Raw genomic sequence first — 15859 nt, 5'->3', positions numbered from 1 at the left:
CTATCGTGCGGACGTATGACGACCCTTCCGCGTCCGACCACGGAACTCTCGGCCGACGAGGCCCGCCGCATCGCCCTGCGCGCCCAGGGCTTCCTCGGCGCCCCCGACCGCCGCTCCGGCGTGCGGGGGGTCCTCCGCCACCTGGGCGCGGTGCAGCTCGACACCATCTCCGTCCTCGCCCGGTCGCACGAGCTCATCCCCTACGCCCGGCTGGGCGCGGTGGGGCGCCGGACCGTCGAGGAGGCCTACTGGAAACAGGGCTCGCAGCCGGCGCACGCGTTCGAGTACTGGTCGCACGCCGCGTGCGTGCTCCCCGTCGAGGAGTGGCCGCACTTCGCCTTCCGCCGCCGCGCCTACCGCTCCCGCCCGCACTGGAACCACGAGCTGCCCGACGGCTCCTACGACCAGGTGATCAAGCAGCTCCGCGTGGAAGGACCGCTGACCGCCACGGAGCTGGGCGGTGCCAAACGCACCAGTGAGTGGTGGGACTGGTCGGCCACCAAGGTCGCCGTCGAGCGCGCGCTGATGTACGGGGAGGTGGTGTGCGTCGAGCGCCGCGGCTGGAAGCGGGTCTACGACCTCGCCGAGCGGGCGATCCCCCCGGAGCTGCTGCGCGACGAGCCGGCCGACGCGGAGTGCCTGCGCCGCCTGGTCGGGCTGGCCGGCCGCTCCCTCGGGGTCGGCACGCGCGCGGACATCGCCGACTACCACCGCCTCAAGGGCGAACAGGTCGACGCGGTGATCGCCGACTCGGGCCTGGTCCCGGTGACGGTGGCGGGCTGGTCCAAGCCGGCCTGGGCCGACCCGGCCGCCCTGGCGACGCCGCCGCGCGGCCGGCACCGTACGACACTGCTGTCGCCGTTCGACTCCCTGGTGTGGGAGCGGGCGCGCACGGAGCGGCTCTTCGGTTTCACCCACCGCCTGGAGGCCTACGTCCCCAAGCCCAAGCGGGTGCACGGCTACTTCGCGATGCCCGTCCTGGCGGGCGGCCGGCTGATCGGCCGGGTCGATCCGGCCCGCGAGGGGCGCACACTGGTCGCCAAGCAGGTCACGCTGGACGGCCGCAAGGCGGTCCCCGCGGTGGCCCAGGCCCTGGTGGAGGCGGCGGGCTGGGTGGACTGCACCGACGTCCGTGTGGAGCGGGTGGACGCACCCGGGCTGCGCGAGGCCCTCACCGTGGAGCTCGCCCGGGCACTCGCCTGATCTCCCGCGATCAGCGGATCTCGAGGATCTTCTCCCGCATCGCGTAGACCACCGCCTCCATCCTGGAGTGCAGCTGGAGCTTCTCCAGGATGTTGCGCACGTGGTTCTTCACGGTGTTCTCGGAGATGAACAGTTCCTTGGCGATGTCCCGGTTGTTCATCCCCGTGGCCACGAGTTTGAGGACTTCCAGTTCACGGTCGGTCAGCCGGGGAGCGGGCACCAGCCGGCGCTCGTCGGTCCGCTGGATCATCGACTTGAACTCGGTGAGCAGTTTCGACGCCATGGACGGGCTGATCTGCGACTGCCCGTCGGCGACCGCGCGAATGGCGGTGGCCACCTCGTCCGTGGAGATCTCCTTGAGGAGATAGCCGGTCGCGCCCGCCTTGATGGCGTCGTAGAGATCGGCTTCCTCGTCGCTGATCGTCAGCATGATGATCTTCGCGCTGGGGGCGACCTCCTTGATCGAGGTGCACGCCTCGATCCCGCCGCGCTTGGGCATCCGCACGTCCATCAGGATGATGTCCGGCAGCAGGTCGGCCGCCTTCTCCACGGCTTCGGCGCCGTCCCCGGCCTCGCCGACGACCTGGATGTCCTCCTCGGCCGCGAGCACGATCTCCAGTCCGCGGCGGAACAGCGCGTGGTCGTCCACCACAAGGACTCTGATCGGCTCCTTGCGTGGAGTGTCCGTGTCCGGGCCCGTGCCGACGACGCCGTCGGCATCCTCGTCCCGCACCGGTCCGAAGCTGTCCGCCATCGTTCCTCCCCCTGAAGGCTGTGGCCTGTGGTCCTGACCATCGCCAACCCAAGGCAACGGCCCACCGGTTGGGCCGCTGCCGCCATGATTCCATGCCCGGCCGACACCGGGGTGCCGGTGTGTGCGTGAAGTGGGCGCACACCGGTGCCCCTGGGGGCGCACACGCGCGCACCAGGGGCACCGGTGGTGCTGTCACCCGGCAGGTCAGCCGCCGAGCGTTCCGCCCGCCTCGGGGGAGCCGGTCTCGGTGACCATCGTGTCGGTGCTGAGGTGGATCACGCCGTAGTCGTAGGCGTGGCGCCGGTAGACGACGCTGGGTTCCTTGCTCTCGGAGTCGACGAACAGATAGAAGTCGTGCCCGACCAGCTCCATCTCGTAGAGCGCCTGGTCGAGGGTCATGGGTGCGGCCACATGGGTCTTCTCGCGGACGATGAGGGGGCCGTCACCCTGCACCTCCAGCGAGCCGATCTTCTTGGTGGGGACGGCTTCGGGCTCTTCCCGTGCCACGCTCGCGCCCGCTCCGTTGAGCGTCGCCACGCCCGGGACGTGGTCGGGGACCTCGGCGGCCGAGATCCTGCGCGCACCGCGCCGCGAGAAGCGCTTGTCGTGCTGCTTGCGCAGCCGGGCGTCCAGCTTCTCCGCTGCCAGGTCGAGCGCCGCGTACGGGTCGCTCGCCGCCGCCTCCGCCCGGATCACCGGACCGCGGGAGCGGAGCGTGATCTCCACTCGGTCACAGCGGTCGGCCTGTCGGGGGTTGGGCTCCTTGGACACCTCGACGTCGAGGCTGATCACCTTGCCATCGAGCTTCTGGATCTTCTCCAGGTTCAGCTTCTCGGCCACGTGCTTCCGGAACCGCTCGGGCACCTCGGTCTTGCGGCCCTTGACGACGATGTCCACGCAGAACTCCGTTCCCGGATCACTCCGCCTCGGTGCGGAGCGTCTCCCTTTTGCACCAGGCCCCGGTGACGTCCGGAGCCTCGGACTCGGTGACGTCCACCTCCTCCCCCATGAGCGAGATCTCCAGTCCACCGGTGCGGGTGATACGAAAAAACCCGCAGCACGGCAATCGGATTCGAGAGGTCTGGCCTGCGGCTTTCCCTCACAACCGAACATATCTCGCCCGGACGGATGGCGTCACCCTCTACCGCGCCGTACCTCCATTCAGGTGAATTACCCCTCTCATAACCTGCAACGACGCACGTTCTCAATCAGTTCCGGTGTATTTCGAAAGCATCCGGCGACGCCGCGACAACCGCGGCGCACACCATGTCGACGGCTGCGCCGGCATCATCCGCGACCGCCGTTCCCGACGGCCGGCGAGGCCGCCGGCGCCTCCCGTGCCGATCCGCTCCGTTCCGCTGTTCTCCTCTCCTTTCCCATGTCTCACCCTGGTACACGAACGCGGGCCCCGAAATGCTCGATCCGCCGTCCGGTCCGGTCCGCACCGCCCGCACCGCGCGGGCCGCCTCGGCCAGCGACGCCCCCGTCGTCATCAGGTCGTCGACCAGGACGACCCGGCCCCCGCGCAGCAGCCGTCCACAGCCCGGGGCGACGGTCAGGGCCCCCGCGAGATTGGCCAGCCGCTGCCGGGAGCCGAGGCCCGACTGGTCGGCCACGGCCCGCCGTTGACGCAGCGCGGAAAGCACCCGGGCGGGTACCCCCGCCCGCCGCAGCTCACCCGCCGCCGCGTAGGCGATCCGCCGGGCGGGATCGTGCCCGCGCGCCCGCACGGCGCGCCGCGCCGACGGCACGGGAACGAGCAGCACCGGCCCGCCGGGACCGCCACAGCCGCCGTACGGCGCCGGGGCGCCCGCCGTCTCCGGGTCCCCCCGGGTATCCGCCCGGGCCACGCGCAGTCCGGACCGGACCGCTCCCGCCAGCGCGGCGCCGAGCGGCCGGGAAAGGGCCAGGGCGCCCCGTTCCTTGTGGGCCAGCAGCGCCGCGCGCACCTCGTCCTCGTACCGCGCCGCCGCGTGCACCGGCGGCAGCCCGGCCGGTTCCGGCGCCGGCCGCACCCTGCGCGGCGGCGCCCCGCTCAACGCCGTACGGCACGCGGCGCACAACACCGTACGAGGCCTGCCGCAGCCGCCGCACTCGGCCGGGAGCACCAGGTCGGTGAGGTCCTGCCACCAGTCCCGCATGGGTCCACTGTGCAGGCCGCCGCCCCGACCGGCCACCCCTGTGGAAAACTCCCGCACCGGCTCTGTACGGGCACGGGTCACCCCGGATAGACGGGCGCCGTTCCCTCCGTCACCTTCTGCCACTGGGCGCCCGAGGGCAGCCGTACGATCCCGTCCACGGAGTACGCGACCAGCGGTGCCAGCTCGTCCCCGGAGGCGGTGACGGCCTTGACGCCGGTCAGGGCGGCGGGCGGCGTCACATCCGGCGTGGAGCCGTCGACCTCGACGAACTTCATCTGCTCCACGCCCCCTTCCTCGCGTCCGACCACCACGAGCCGGCTGTCCCCGGCCCAGGACATGGCCGTGACCTGCTCCAGCTCGGGCGTCGCCGAGCGCAGCTCCAGCACGGTGACCACGGGACGCTCACCCGTGCGGTCGTCCGCGGTGCTCCGTTCGATCCGCCCGACCAGCAGGGAACGCCGGTCGCCGTCCTCCACCACGAGCGCGATCCGCACGCCGTCGGCGGCCACCCGGACCGCCCGCACCCGGCCCTCCAGCCCCGGGGTGCGCACCTCCAGCGGCTCGCCGCCGCCCTTCTCCAGCAGGTACAGCCGCGGGTTGCCGGGGTCGCGGTCGGCCACCCACAGGCCGCCCTGCGCGTCCCAGCTGGGCGTGGTCAGCCGGTCGTCCTCGGTCTTGCCCCGGCTGCCCAGCACGGGCTCGCCGAGGGAACTGCCCGACACCAGCGAGGTGACGTACAGCGACTTGCCGTCGAGGGAGACCCCGGCCGCACTGCGCTCGTCCCGTGCGACCGCCACCGACCGCAGCGCCTTCGCGCCCTCGCCCAGAGCACCCGGCACCGGGTCCGGGTCGGTGTCGCCGGTGCCCGCCGCGATCCGCGCGAGCCGGCGCTCCCCGTCGACGAAATACAGATAGTCGGGCTGGTGCAGCGCGCCCCGGGTGGCCACGGTCTCGGCGCCCTCCCGGGTGAGCGAGCACAGCTGCCCGCCCTCGGCCCGCAGCTCCACCTCTTCCACCGCGGGGCTCAGGCCGCGCAGCGTGAACAGCAGTTGGGCGGCCATCTCCTCGCACCGGCCGGCGCCGACCGCGGCGGCGATGTCGTTGAGCGGCACGGTGAGACGGCCCCGCTCGTCCGGTGTCAGCGGGTCGCCCTTCCGCAGCGCCGTCCCGGTGGGAAAACTCGACCGGACGACGGGTTCCAGCCAGGTCGTGGGTCCGTCGATGAGGGAGCGCACCATCCTGGTCGTGGGATCCACGTGCCTGCGCACGTACACGGGATCGGCGACCGCCATCGGCAGCGCCGTGCCGGAGGTCGCCGTGTTGTTGGAGGCAAAGTAGTACTTGTTGACGGACATGTAGTTGCGCTGGAAGTCCGACTTGCCCATGACCACGCCCTGCGGCACCGCGTCGATGCGCCACTGGCCGCTCTTCGCGTCCTTGGTGAGGTGCACGATCTTGTCGTAGGACCCGGCGGCGGGCGCGTACGACTGCTGCGCGTCGACGGTCGCGACCTTGGTGCCGGTCAGCGTGTAGGACAGCGCACCGCTGTCCTCCTCGACCGGACGCTCGGCCCGGGCACCCGGCCCGTTCGACAGCACGGTGGTGGACAGCTCCGGCTGCCAGGTCTTCGCCGCCTCGGGCGTCAGATACTGGCGGGCGGTCTTGTAGTACGGATCGTCGCTGGTCAGCGCCTCCAGGAAGCCCTGGACGATCTGGGTCGGGGTGGCGTCCTCACTCGGCGGCATGGCGAACACCCGCACCTGGGCGTCCTGCCGGGGTGTGGACTCCACACCCCGCAGATCGCCGCTGTCGGGCATCGAGGCGCACCCGGCCAGCAGGACGACCCCGCCGGTCGCGTACGCCACCGTCCGCACCGCTGTGCCCCGGCCGCGTCCACCGCGCTCAACGCCCACGCGAAGCCTCCCCGTCCCTCTGCGCGTCCGGCTCCCCGGCGCCCTCCGCCGGCCGCCGCGCGGCCACGTCGTCGTCCCCGCCGTGCGGCGCGCCGCCCTCGGCCGGCGCCCCGGGCGTCATCCGCGTGCTCCCCGTCCGTGCCACCACACGCGCGCCGTTGCCGGGCAGCGCCGTGGGGTCGGCCGTGGCGGTCACGGCCGTGGGCGGCAGCGCGAACGGCTCCCTGGAGGGCCCGTCGGCGCCGGGCTGCCGCACCGGCACCGTCGCGCTCTTCCCGCCGTCCCCGCCGCCGTGCGGCAGCCCGGCGCCGTCCAGCCCGCGGTTGCGCCGCGAGTCCTTGGGCTCCAGGGGTATCGGAGACCCCCTCAGCGGCTCGTCCGCGGTCCTGGGCAGCGTCAGCCGGAATTGCGAGCCACCGCCCGCCTCGCCCCACGCCTGGAGCCAGCCGCCGTGCAGCCGCGCGTCCTCCAGGGCGATGGACAGCCCCAGCCCCGTACCGCCGGTGGTCCGCGCGCGGGCCGGATCGGCCCGCCAGAAGCGGCTGAAGACCCGGGTCGCCTCACCGGGCTTGAGCCCCACACCGTAGTCGCGCACCGCCACCGCCACCGCACCGCCGGCCGCGGCCAGCCTGACCACGACGTCCCTGCCCTCGCCGTGCTCCACCGCGTTGACGACCAGGTTGCGCAGCACGCGCTCCACGCGCCGCGCGTCGGCCTCGGCGACGACGGGCTGCTGGTCTCCGACGATCCTGATCCGGGTGCCCTTGCGATCCGCGAGCGGCTCCGCCCCGCTGACCACGCGGCGTACCACCTCGCGCAGGTCTATCGGCTCCGCCTCCAGCGCCGCCGCCCCCGCGTCGAAGCGGCTGATCTCGAGCAGGTCGGCGAGCAGCGACTCGAACCGGTCCAGCTGGTCGGCGAGCAGCTCGGCCGACCGCGCGGTCACCGGATCGAAGTCCTCGCGCGCCTCGTGGATGACGTCCGCCGCCATGCGCACGGTCGTCAGCGGCGTCCGCAGCTCGTGGGACACGTCCGACACGAAGCGGCGCTGCATCCGCGACAGGTCCTCGAGCTGGCTGATCTTCAGCTGAAGGTTCTGCGCCATCTTGTTGAAGGCCTCGCCGAGCCGCGCGATGTCGTCCTCGCCGGTGACCTTCATCCGTTCCTGGAGCCGCCCGGCCGACAGCCGCTCGGCGATCCCGGCCGCCATCCGCACCGGGGTGACGACCTGGCGCACGACGAGCCAGGCGATCGCCCCGAGCAGTACGACGACGAACAGCCCGGCGGTCGCCAGGGTGCCCTTGACCAGGCTCAGCGACTTCTCCTCCTGCGTGAGCGGGAAGAGGTAGTACAGCTGGTACGGGTCGCCGTTGGGGTCGTTGACCTGCTTGCCGATGACCAGGCCGGGCTGGGACTCCTTGCCGCCGGCGTCGTAGACGATGCGGGTGTAGCTCTGAGCCGCCGACGTGTTCTCGTCGATCCGCTCCCGCAGCTCCGCGGGCACACTGGCCGTCGGATTGACCTCGCCGGAGGCGCGCGGTCCGCGCCCGCTGCCACTGTCATTGCCCGCGGGCAGGGTCACCACGTCGAAGGCGCCCTGGCCACCGCTGGAGAGGGACTCCACGAGGTCGCTCATCCACTGGATGACGCTCTGTGAGGGCCGGCCGTCCGTCGCGGTCTGCTCGTCGCCCGTGACGCTCACGGCCTCCTCGGCCTGCTGTTTGGCCACCGCGAAACCGCCGGTGGCCTGACTCTGGGAGGCCTTCACCTTGGCGTCCAGCAGGCCGTTGCGCACCTGGCCGATGACGACGAAACCCAGCAGCAGCACCACGCCCAGCGACATCAGCAGCGTCGTGACGACGACCTTGAGCTGGATGTTGCGCCGCCACAGCCGTATGACGGGCAGCAGCGGCCGACGCACCCAGCGCATGAGCAGCCGGATGACCGGACTGCCCTGGACCCCGCCCTGCAGCAGCCCGCCCTCGAACAGGCGTCCCCAGCGGGAGCCCGTCGACTTCCGGCCGACAGGCCGCCCCGGACGGCCCCCGGACCGGCCGGGCGCCGAAGCGGCACTGTCACCGGACATGTCAGCTCGGTCCTGCCTTGTACCCGACACCACGGACGGTCACCACGATCTCCGGCTTCTCCGGGTCCTTCTCGACCTTGGAGCGCAGCCGCTGCACATGCACGTTCACCAGCCGGGTGTCCGCCGCGTGACGGTAGCCCCAGACCTGCTCGAGGAGCACCTCACGCGTGAACACCTGCCACGGCTTGCGGGCGAGCGCGACCAGCAGGTCGAACTCCAGCGGCGTCAGCGCGATGGACTGCCCGTCCCGCTTCACGGAGTGCCCGGCCACGTCGATCACCAGATCGCCGATGGCGAGCTGCTCCGGTGCCGGCTCCTCCGACCTGCGCAGCCGCGCCCGGATCCGGGCCACCAGCTCCTTCGGCTTGAACGGCTTGACGATGTAGTCGTCGGCCCCGGACTCCAGGCCCACCACCACATCGACGGTGTCGCTCTTCGCCGTGAGCATCACGATCGGCACCCCCGACTCCGCCCTGATCAGGCGGCACACCTCGATGCCGTCCCGGCCGGGCAGCATCAGGTCGAGGAGCACGAGATCGGGTTTGGTCTCGCGAAAAGCGGCCAGCGCCTTGTCGCCGTCGGCTACGAAAGACGGCTCAAAACCTTCACCGCGCAGCACGATGCCGAGCATCTCGGCCAGTGCGCTGTCGTCGTCGACGACAAGGACTCGTCCCTTCATAAACGACATCATCCCATTAGCTAATCGTTACCTGGCGTGACCTGGCACACAGCTCGGCCAGAGCCTCGGTTGTCACGGGCGAAACAGCACCTTCCTCGGTGACGATCGCGGTCACCAGCTCCGGCGGCGTCACGTCGAACGCCGGGTTGTACGCCTGGGTCCCCAGGGGCGCCACCGGAATCCCCCCTCCCGCTTCCGTCCCGGCCACCGGCACCTGCGGTGCCACGACCTCCGTCACCTCATGCCCGGGGCGCTGCTCCACCTCGATGGACGCCCCGTCCGGTGTCGCCGGATCCACCGTCGTCACCGGCGCCACCACGATGAACGGCACATGGTGGTACCGCGCGAGCACCGCGAGCGGATAGCTCCCCACCTTGTTCGCCACCGAACCGTCGGCCGCGATGCGGTCCGCCCCGACGAGCACCGCGTCCACCTCGCCCCCCGCGAACAGCGATCCCGCCGCGTTGTCGGTGAGCAGCGTGTACGCCATGCCGCTGCGGGCCGCCTCGTACGCCGTCAGGCGAGCACCTTGCAGCAACGGACGCGTTTCGTCCACCCACAGCCGCCTGAGCCGCCCCGCGCGGTGCGCCGCCAGTGCCACCGCGAACGCCGTGCCCTCGCCGCCCGACACCAGCGAACCGGTGTTGCAGTGCGTGAGGATCCGGTGCCCGCCGCCGGGCAGCAGCTCGTCGAGGAGCGCCAGCCCGTGCCCGGCCATCCGGGCGCTGGCCTCGGCGTCCTCCCCGTGCAGCTGTCGCGCCGCGGCCAGCGCGGCCCCGGCCGCCTGCCGGGTGTCGCCGCCGCGGGCGAGCACCGCCCGGTGGGCGGAGTGCGCCCGCCCTACCCCGACGGCGAGGTTCACCGCGGTGGGCCGGGCGCCCTCCAGCGCCGCCGCCGCGTCGTCCACGTCGAAGCCCCGTACGGCCGCGAGCGCGACGCCGTAGGCGCCCGCGATGCCCAGCAGAGGGGCACCGCGCACGGCGAGCGAGCGGATCGCCTCCACCAGCGCCGGCGCGTCCGTGCAGACGAGCTCGACCTCCTCGGCCGGCAGCCTCGTCTGGTCGAGCAGGACCAGGACGGGACCTTCGGGCGGCTCCTCCCAGCGCAGTGCCGGGATCTCGGTCGGCCGCTTGTTGTCGCCGCTGTGCGCGTACTGATCAGCCATGCGGCCAGTCTGCCCCCTGTCGGCCCGACAATTGAAGGTACACAGCCCCCACCTCGGCAGGTCCGCCGATGACCACCCCATGGCACGATGGCAGCCAAGCTGCCGCCGCGACCGCGGTCGGGCACCGTGAAGGAGCGACGATGAACGACACTCCGGGCTGGGCCTCGCCCGGATCCGCCCCGTCCGGCGATCAGGAGCCGGGCACGTCCGGACCTGCCGGGCCCACCGGCCGCCCGGACCCCGAGCAGCCCGCCGACCCGCACCCGCAGCCCGGCCAGGCCCCGCAGGAACCGCAGGACACGGGCGTGAAGTGGTCCAAGGACCAGCCGCCGGCCGGCCAGTGGTCCGCGCCCACCGGCCGCCCCGGCCCCACCGACTCGGGCCAGGCCCCTCCTCCCCCGCCCGGCCCCGGCTGGGGAACCCCGCCCCCCGGCGGCTACGACGGCGGACCGGGCGGTCACGGCGGCTGGGGAGGCGGCGGCTGGGGCAGCGGCTGGGGAGGCCCCCCGCCCGCGGCCAAGCCCGGCGTCATCCCGCTCCGCCCGCTCGGCGTCGGCGAGATCCTCGACGGCGCCGTCTCCACCATGCGCACCTACTGGCGCACGGTCCTCGGCATCTCGCTGACCGTCGCCGTCCTCACCGAGGTCGTCGTCGTCCTGCTCCAGGGCCTGGTCCTGGACAACGCGAACACCGAGGCCCTCGACGACCCCAGCGCCACCCTCGACGAACTGACCGACGCCATGGGCGAGGCCCTGCTCAACTCCGGCGTGGTCTTCCTGGTCACCCTGGTCGGCACCGTCGCCGCCACCGCCCTGCTCACCACCGTCACCAGCCGCGCGGTGCTCGGCAGGTCCGTCACCACGGGCGAGGCCTGGCGCGACGCCCGCCCCCAGGTCGTCAAACTGTTCGGCCTGATCTGTCTGCTGCTGCTCATCACCGCCGGCGTCATCACCGTGGGCGCCCTGCCCGGGTTCCTCGTGTCCCTGGCGGCCGGCAGCGCGGTGGGCGTCGGCCTCACCGTCCTCGGCCTGATCGGCGCCGGCGTGATCGCCCTCTGGCTGATGATCCGCTTCTCCCTGGCCTCGCCCATCCTGATGCTGGAGAAGCAGGGCATCGTGAGGGCGATGTCCCGCTCCGCCAAACTGGTCCGCGGCTCCTGGTGGCGGGTCTTCGGCATCCAGCTCCTCGCGACGATCATCGCGAACGTCGTCGCGTCGATCATCGTCATCCCCTTCACCTTCCTCGCCTCGGCCCTCAGCGGGGACGGCCTCACCGGCTTCCTCAACAGCGCCGGCGGCGACATCGGCTGGACGTTCCTCATCGTCAGCGGCATCGGCTCGGTCATCGGCGCCATGATCACCTTCCCGATCACCGCCGGCGTCACCGTGCTCCTCTACGTCGACCAGCGCATCCGCCGCGAGGCCCTCGACCTCGAACTGGCCCGCGCCGCGGGTGTCCGGGACCACGCTCCCGGCTCCACACCGGGGAGCTGATGCGGTGACCGCCACGGGGGGAGTTCTCACATCCGTACCGGCGCTGCCCACGGCCGCCGACTCCGCCGTACGCCTGCTGCTGCGCGGTGACGACGAGCCGCCCGTCACCGTCCCGCGCGACCCCGCGCGGGAGGCGGCCCGGCGCGAACTGTCGAAACCCATGTACCACGAGAACGACCCCAGCTGGTTCCAGCGGGCCCTCGACGCCTTCTGGGACTGGGTCGGCGAACTCTTCGCCGCCGCCTCCACCGCGACCCCCGGCGGCACACTCGGCCTGATCGTCATCATCGCCGCGGTGATCGCCGTCCTGGCCGCCCTGTGGTGGCGCCTGGGCACCCCGCGCCGCCGCCCGGCCTCCGCACCCGCCCTGTTCGACGACCGCCCCCGCAGCGCCGCCGAACACCGCGCGGCCGCCGAGGCGCACGCCGCCCAGGGCCACTGGAACCAGGCCGTGCGGGAACGCATGCGGGCCCTCGTCCGCGCCCTGGAGGAACGCGCCCTGCTCGACGTCCACCCCGGCCGCACCGCCGACGAGGCCGCCGCGGAAGCCGGCCGCGCCCTGCCCGCCCACACCGACCGCCTGCACACCGCCGCCCGCGCCTTCGACGACGTCACGTACGGCGGCAGGACCGCGACACAGCAGGCGTACCGGCAGATCGCCGAACTCGACCGCGACCTGGAACGCACCACGCCACAGCCGGCGAGCGGCGGCAGCACCCGGAGCACGGACACCGACACCCGCCAGGGAGCCGCCGGATGACGACCGAGGTCACGCGCCCGTCCACCTCGGCCTCGCCCACCGCCCGCCAGGTGTGGACCCGCACGCGCGGCATCGCCCTCGCGCTGGTGCTGCTGCTCACGGCGGCCGTCGCGATCGCCGTGATCCGCTCCGACGCCCGCCACGGCGAACTCGACCCGCGCTCGGCGGACCCCTACGGCAGCCGCGCCGTCGCCGAACTCCTGGCCGACCGCGGCGTGGACACCCGCGTCGTCAGCACCCTCGGCGAGGCCGCCGACGCGGCCGGCCCCGACACCACCCTCCTGGTCGCCGTGCCCGACCTGCTGACCCCCAGCCAGCAGACACGGCTGCACGCCGCCTTCGTCCAGGCGGGCGGCCGCACCGTGCTGGTCGCCGCGGGCAGCGCCTCCGTGGAGCGCCTCGCCCCCGGCGTCACCGCCGACCCCGCCACCAGCCTGGACTCCACCCTCGCCCCCGACTGTCAACTGCCCGCCGCCCGCCGCGCGGGCACCGCCGACACCGGCGGCATCCGCTACACCACCACCCACCTCCACGCCGACGAGTGCTACCCCAGCCAGCGCCTGTCCACCCTGCTGCGCCTCCCGGCGCCCTCCGGAGACGGTGACACCGTCGTCCTCGGCGCGCCCGACATCCTCCTCAACGACCGCCTGGACCAGCACGGCAACGCCTCGCTCGCCCTCCAGCTCCTCGGCTCCCGCCCTCATCTGGTCTGGTACCTCCCCTCGCTCGCCGACTCCTCCGCCGCCCCCGAACAGGGCGAGCGCGGCTTCTTCGACCTGCTGCCCTCCGGCTGGCTCTGGGGCACCCTGCAACTCTTCGTCGCGGCAGCCCTGGCCGCCCTGTGGCGGGCACGCCGGCTCGGCCCCCTGGTCCCCGAGAAACTCCCCGTGGCGATCCGCGCCTCCGAAACCGTCGAAGGCCGCGCCCGCCTCTACCGCAAGGCGAACGCCCGCGACCGCGCCGCCACGGCTCTTCGCTCCACCACCCGCACCCGCCTCGCCCCCCTCGTAGGCATCCCCGCCACCCAGGCACACGCGCCCGAGGCCCTGCTCCCCGCGCTCTCCGCCCACCTCAAGGGCGGCGACACACAGTCCCTGCACCCACTCCTCTTCGGCCCGCCCCCGGGCGACGACACCGCACTCGTCCGGCTCGCCGACCAACTCGACGCCCTCGAAAGAGAGGTACGCCGTCCATGATGGACCCGACCACTGACAACGCCGCGCACACCGGGGACCCGGCCGCCGCCCGGGCCTCCCTGGAGGCCCTGCGTGCCGAGATCGCCAAGGCCGTGGTCGGCCAGGACCCCGCGGTGACCGGCCTCGTCGTCGCCCTGCTCTGCCGCGGCCACGTCCTGCTCGAAGGCGTTCCGGGCGTCGCCAAGACCCTCCTCGTCCGGGCCCTCGCCGCCACCCTGGAACTCGACACCAAGCGCGTCCAGTTCACCCCCGACCTGATGCCGAGCGACGTCACCGGCTCCCTGGTCTACGACGCCCGCACCGCCGAGTTCTCCTTCCAGCCCGGCCCGGTCTTCACCAACCTGCTCCTCGCGGACGAGATCAACCGCACGCCCCCGAAGACCCAGTCGTCCCTCCTGGAGGCCATGGAGGAGCGCCAGGTCACGGTCGACGGCACCCCCCGGCCCCTCCCCGACCCCTTCCTGGTCGCCGCGACCCAGAACCCCGTCGAGTACGAGGGCACCTACCCCCTGCCCGAGGCCCAGCTCGACCGGTTCCTCCTCAAGCTCACCATCCCCCTGCCCTCCCGCCAGGACGAGATCGACGTCCTCACCCGCCACTCCGAGGGGTTCGACCCACGCGACCTGCGCGCCGCCGGCGTACGCCCCGTCGCGAACGCGGCCGACCTGGCGGCCGCCCGCCGCGCGGTAGCCGAGACGACGGTCTCCCCCGAGATCACCGCCTACGTCGTCGACATCTGCCGCGCCACCCGCGAGTCGCCGTCCCTCACCCTCGGGGTCTCTCCGCGCGGGGCCACCGCGCTGCTGGCCACCGCCCGCGCGTGGGCCTGGCTGACCGGACGCGACTACGTCATCCCCGACGACGTGAAGGCCCTCGCCCTGCCCACGCTCCGCCACCGCGTGCAGCTGCGCCCGGAGGCCGAGATGGAGGGCGTCACGGCCGACTCGGTCATCAACGCGATCCTCGCCCACGTCCCCGTCCCCCGCTGATGGCCCCCACCGGACGCGCCGCCCTCCTGGCGGCTCTCGGCTCCCTCCCCGTCGGCATCTGGGAACCCGGCTGGACGGGCATCCTCGCCGTCAACGCCCCCCTCGCGGTGGCCTGCGCCTGCGACTACGCCCTGGCCGCCCCCGTACGCCGCCTCGGCCTGCCCCGCTCCGGCGACACGTCCGTCCGTCTGGGCGACACCGCGGACGTCACCCTCACGCTCACCAATCCGTCCCGCCGTCCGCTGCGCGCCCGCATCCGCGACGCCTGGCCTCCCAGCAGCTGGCAGCCCGGCACGGAGGTGACGGCGTCCCGTCACCGACTGGTGATCCCCCCGGGCGAACGCCGGCGCGTCATCACCCGTCTGCGCCCCACCCGCCGCGGCGACCGCCAGGCCGACCGTGTCACCGTCCGCTCCTACGGTCCGCTCGGCCTCTTCGCCCGCCAGGGCACACACAAGGTGCCGTGGACCGTACGCGTCCTGCCGCCCTTCACCAGCCGCAAGCACCTGCCGTCCAAGCTGGCCCGGCTGCGCGAACTCGACGGCCGCACCAGCGTGCTGACCCGTGGCGAGGGGACCGAGTTCGACAGCCTGCGCGACTACGTCCCCGGCGACGACACCCGCTCCATCGACTGGCGCGCCACGGCCCGCCAGTCCGCGGTCGCGGTACGCACCTGGCGTCCGGAACGCGACCGGCACATCCTCCTGGTCCTCGACACCGGCCGCACCTCCGCGGGCCGGGTCGGCGACGCACCCCGCCTGGACGCCTCCATGGACGCGGCCCTGCTCCTCGCGGCCCTCGCCTCCCGCGCCGGCGACCGCGTCGACCTTCTCGCCTACGACCGCCGCCTGCGCGCCCTCGTCCAGGGCCGCACGGCGGGCGATGTGCTTCCGTCACTGGTCAACGCCATGGCCACGCTCGAACCCGAGCTCGTCGAAACCGACTCCCGGGGGCTGACCGCCACGGCGCTTCGTACGGCTCCCCGACGCTCGCTGATCGTGCTGCTCACGACGCTCGACGCCGCCCCCATCGAGGAGGGTCTGCTGCCGGTCCTGGCCCAGTTGACCCAGCGTCACACCGTCCTCCTGGCCTCCGTGGCGGATCCGCACGTCGCCAGGATGGCCACGGCTCGTGGGAACGCCGACGCCGTCTACGAGGCAGCGGCGGCGGCCCAGGCCCACGCGGAGCGGGACCGTACCGCGGAACAGCTCCGCCGACACGGTGTCACGGTCGTGGACGCGATCCCCGAGGAACTGGCACCGGCACTGGCGGACGCGTATCTGGCCTTGAAGTCGGCGGGACGTCTGTAACTCACGAAGAGGAGCCACGAAAAAGGGGGCAGGGAATCGGCGTGCGCCGGCACGCGGCCCTGTGGGCGGACGCAGAACGCAGAAAGCCCCCGTGCCGAATGGCACGGGGGCTTTCTCACTATTTGTTCGGCGGCGTCCTACTCTCCCACAGGGTCCCCCCTGCAGTACCA

13 protein-coding genes are annotated in these 15859 nt (G+C 73.0%); 6 read left to right on the top strand and 7 right to left on the bottom strand.

Annotation, left to right across the window (positions count from 1 at the left end; translation table 11 throughout):
- The first annotated feature begins 15 nt into the window (after positions 1-15).
- Positions 16-1203, top strand: a complete 1188-nt coding sequence (locus ACZ434_RS32150; protein WP_468462164.1) for a winged helix-turn-helix domain-containing protein — start codon at positions 16-18, stop codon at positions 1201-1203.
- A gap of 10 nt (positions 1204-1213) precedes the next feature.
- On the opposite strand, the gene ACZ434_RS32145 is transcribed toward ACZ434_RS32150, so the two are convergent.
- The 7 genes from ACZ434_RS32145 to mtnA all read right to left on the bottom strand — a co-directional run bounded on the left by ACZ434_RS32145 (position 1214) and on the right by mtnA (position 9941).
- Entirely contained in the window at positions 1214-1957 is a 744-nt protein-coding gene (locus ACZ434_RS32145) for a response regulator (protein ID WP_468462162.1), read from the bottom strand.
- A gap of 204 nt (positions 1958-2161) precedes the next feature.
- A complete protein-coding gene (gene hpf / locus ACZ434_RS32140; protein WP_468462160.1) occupies positions 2162-2854 on the bottom strand; it encodes a ribosome hibernation-promoting factor, HPF/YfiA family in 693 nt (230 codons plus the stop codon).
- A 311-nt stretch (positions 2855-3165) separates the two neighbouring features.
- Positions 3166-4098 carry a ComF family protein gene (locus ACZ434_RS32135; protein ID WP_468462158.1) on the bottom strand — a complete coding sequence of 311 codons (933 nt, stop codon included), beginning with the start codon at positions 4096-4098 and terminating at the stop codon, positions 3166-3168.
- Positions 4099-4175: 77 nt separating this feature from the next.
- Positions 4176-6011 (bottom strand): LpqB family beta-propeller domain-containing protein, encoded by a 1836-nt coding sequence (locus ACZ434_RS32130; protein WP_468462156.1) that lies wholly within the window; start codon positions 6009-6011, stop codon positions 4176-4178.
- Positions 6001-8097: an MtrAB system histidine kinase MtrB gene (gene mtrB, locus ACZ434_RS32125; RefSeq protein ID WP_468462154.1), complete on the bottom strand. Its 2097-nt coding sequence runs from the start codon at positions 8095-8097 to the stop codon at positions 6001-6003. The genes ACZ434_RS32130 and mtrB overlap by 11 nt, the downstream gene beginning before the upstream one ends.
- Position 8098: 1 nt before the next feature.
- Positions 8099-8788, bottom strand: a complete 690-nt coding sequence (gene mtrA, locus ACZ434_RS32120; RefSeq protein ID WP_004987303.1) for a two-component system response regulator MtrA — start codon at positions 8786-8788, stop codon at positions 8099-8101.
- Positions 8789-8792: 4 nt separating this feature from the next.
- A complete protein-coding gene (gene mtnA / locus ACZ434_RS32115; RefSeq protein WP_468462151.1) occupies positions 8793-9941 on the bottom strand; it encodes an S-methyl-5-thioribose-1-phosphate isomerase in 1149 nt (382 codons plus the stop codon).
- 140 nt (positions 9942-10081) lie between these two features.
- Here mtnA and ACZ434_RS32110 point away from each other — a divergent pair, with 140 nt between their 5' ends.
- The 5 genes from ACZ434_RS32110 to ACZ434_RS32090 are packed head-to-tail and all read left to right on the top strand — an operon-like array spanning position 10082 to position 15689.
- Complete coding sequence (locus ACZ434_RS32110; protein WP_468462149.1) at positions 10082-11434, top strand: DUF7847 domain-containing protein; 1353 nt, start codon at positions 10082-10084, stop codon at positions 11432-11434.
- A gap of 4 nt (positions 11435-11438) precedes the next feature.
- Positions 11439-12194 carry a DUF4129 domain-containing protein gene (locus ACZ434_RS32105; RefSeq protein WP_468462147.1) on the top strand — a complete coding sequence of 252 codons (756 nt, stop codon included), beginning with the start codon at positions 11439-11441 and terminating at the stop codon, positions 12192-12194.
- Positions 12191-13390: a DUF4350 domain-containing protein gene (locus ACZ434_RS32100; RefSeq protein WP_468462145.1), complete on the top strand. Its 1200-nt coding sequence runs from the start codon at positions 12191-12193 to the stop codon at positions 13388-13390. Before ACZ434_RS32105 ends, ACZ434_RS32100 begins: the two co-directional genes overlap by 4 nt.
- The gene (locus ACZ434_RS32095) at positions 13390-14379 is read left to right on the top strand and encodes an AAA family ATPase (RefSeq protein WP_468462188.1); all 990 of its coding nucleotides are present in this window, start codon (positions 13390-13392) and stop codon (positions 14377-14379) included. Before ACZ434_RS32100 ends, ACZ434_RS32095 begins: the two co-directional genes overlap by 1 nt.
- Positions 14379-15689: a DUF58 domain-containing protein gene (locus ACZ434_RS32090; protein ID WP_468462143.1), complete on the top strand. Its 1311-nt coding sequence runs from the start codon at positions 14379-14381 to the stop codon at positions 15687-15689. The genes ACZ434_RS32095 and ACZ434_RS32090 overlap by 1 nt, the downstream gene beginning before the upstream one ends.
- Positions 15690-15859: the final 170 nt, after the last annotated feature.

Source organism: Streptomyces sp. NPDC030893, assembly GCF_055571535.1.
The sequence above is the reverse complement of the archived record's forward strand: the minus strand, read 5'-3'. Positions and strand labels throughout refer to the sequence as shown.

Excerpts from the sequence above, each read along its gene's own strand:
- mtrB (WP_468462154.1), bottom strand. The coding sequence starts at position 8,097 with ATGTCCGGTGACAGTGCCGCTTCGGCGCCCGGCCGGTCCGGGGGCCGT.
- ACZ434_RS32090 (WP_468462143.1), top strand. The coding sequence starts at position 14,379 with ATGGCCCCCACCGGACGCGCCGCCCTCCTGGCGGCTCTCGGCTCCCTC.
- mtrA (WP_004987303.1), bottom strand. The coding sequence starts at position 8,788 with ATGATGTCGTTTATGAAGGGACGAGTCCTTGTCGTCGACGACGACAGC.
- ACZ434_RS32150 (WP_468462164.1), top strand. The coding sequence starts at position 16 with ATGACGACCCTTCCGCGTCCGACCACGGAACTCTCGGCCGACGAGGCC.
- mtnA (WP_468462151.1), bottom strand. The coding sequence starts at position 9,941 with ATGGCTGATCAGTACGCGCACAGCGGCGACAACAAGCGGCCGACCGAG.
- ACZ434_RS32095 (WP_468462188.1), top strand. The coding sequence starts at position 13,390 with ATGGACCCGACCACTGACAACGCCGCGCACACCGGGGACCCGGCCGCC.
- ACZ434_RS32135 (WP_468462158.1), bottom strand. The coding sequence starts at position 4,098 with ATGCGGGACTGGTGGCAGGACCTCACCGACCTGGTGCTCCCGGCCGAG.
- ACZ434_RS32110 (WP_468462149.1), top strand. The coding sequence starts at position 10,082 with ATGAACGACACTCCGGGCTGGGCCTCGCCCGGATCCGCCCCGTCCGGC.
- ACZ434_RS32100 (WP_468462145.1), top strand. The coding sequence starts at position 12,191 with ATGACGACCGAGGTCACGCGCCCGTCCACCTCGGCCTCGCCCACCGCC.
- ACZ434_RS32145 (WP_468462162.1), bottom strand. The coding sequence starts at position 1,957 with ATGGCGGACAGCTTCGGACCGGTGCGGGACGAGGATGCCGACGGCGTC.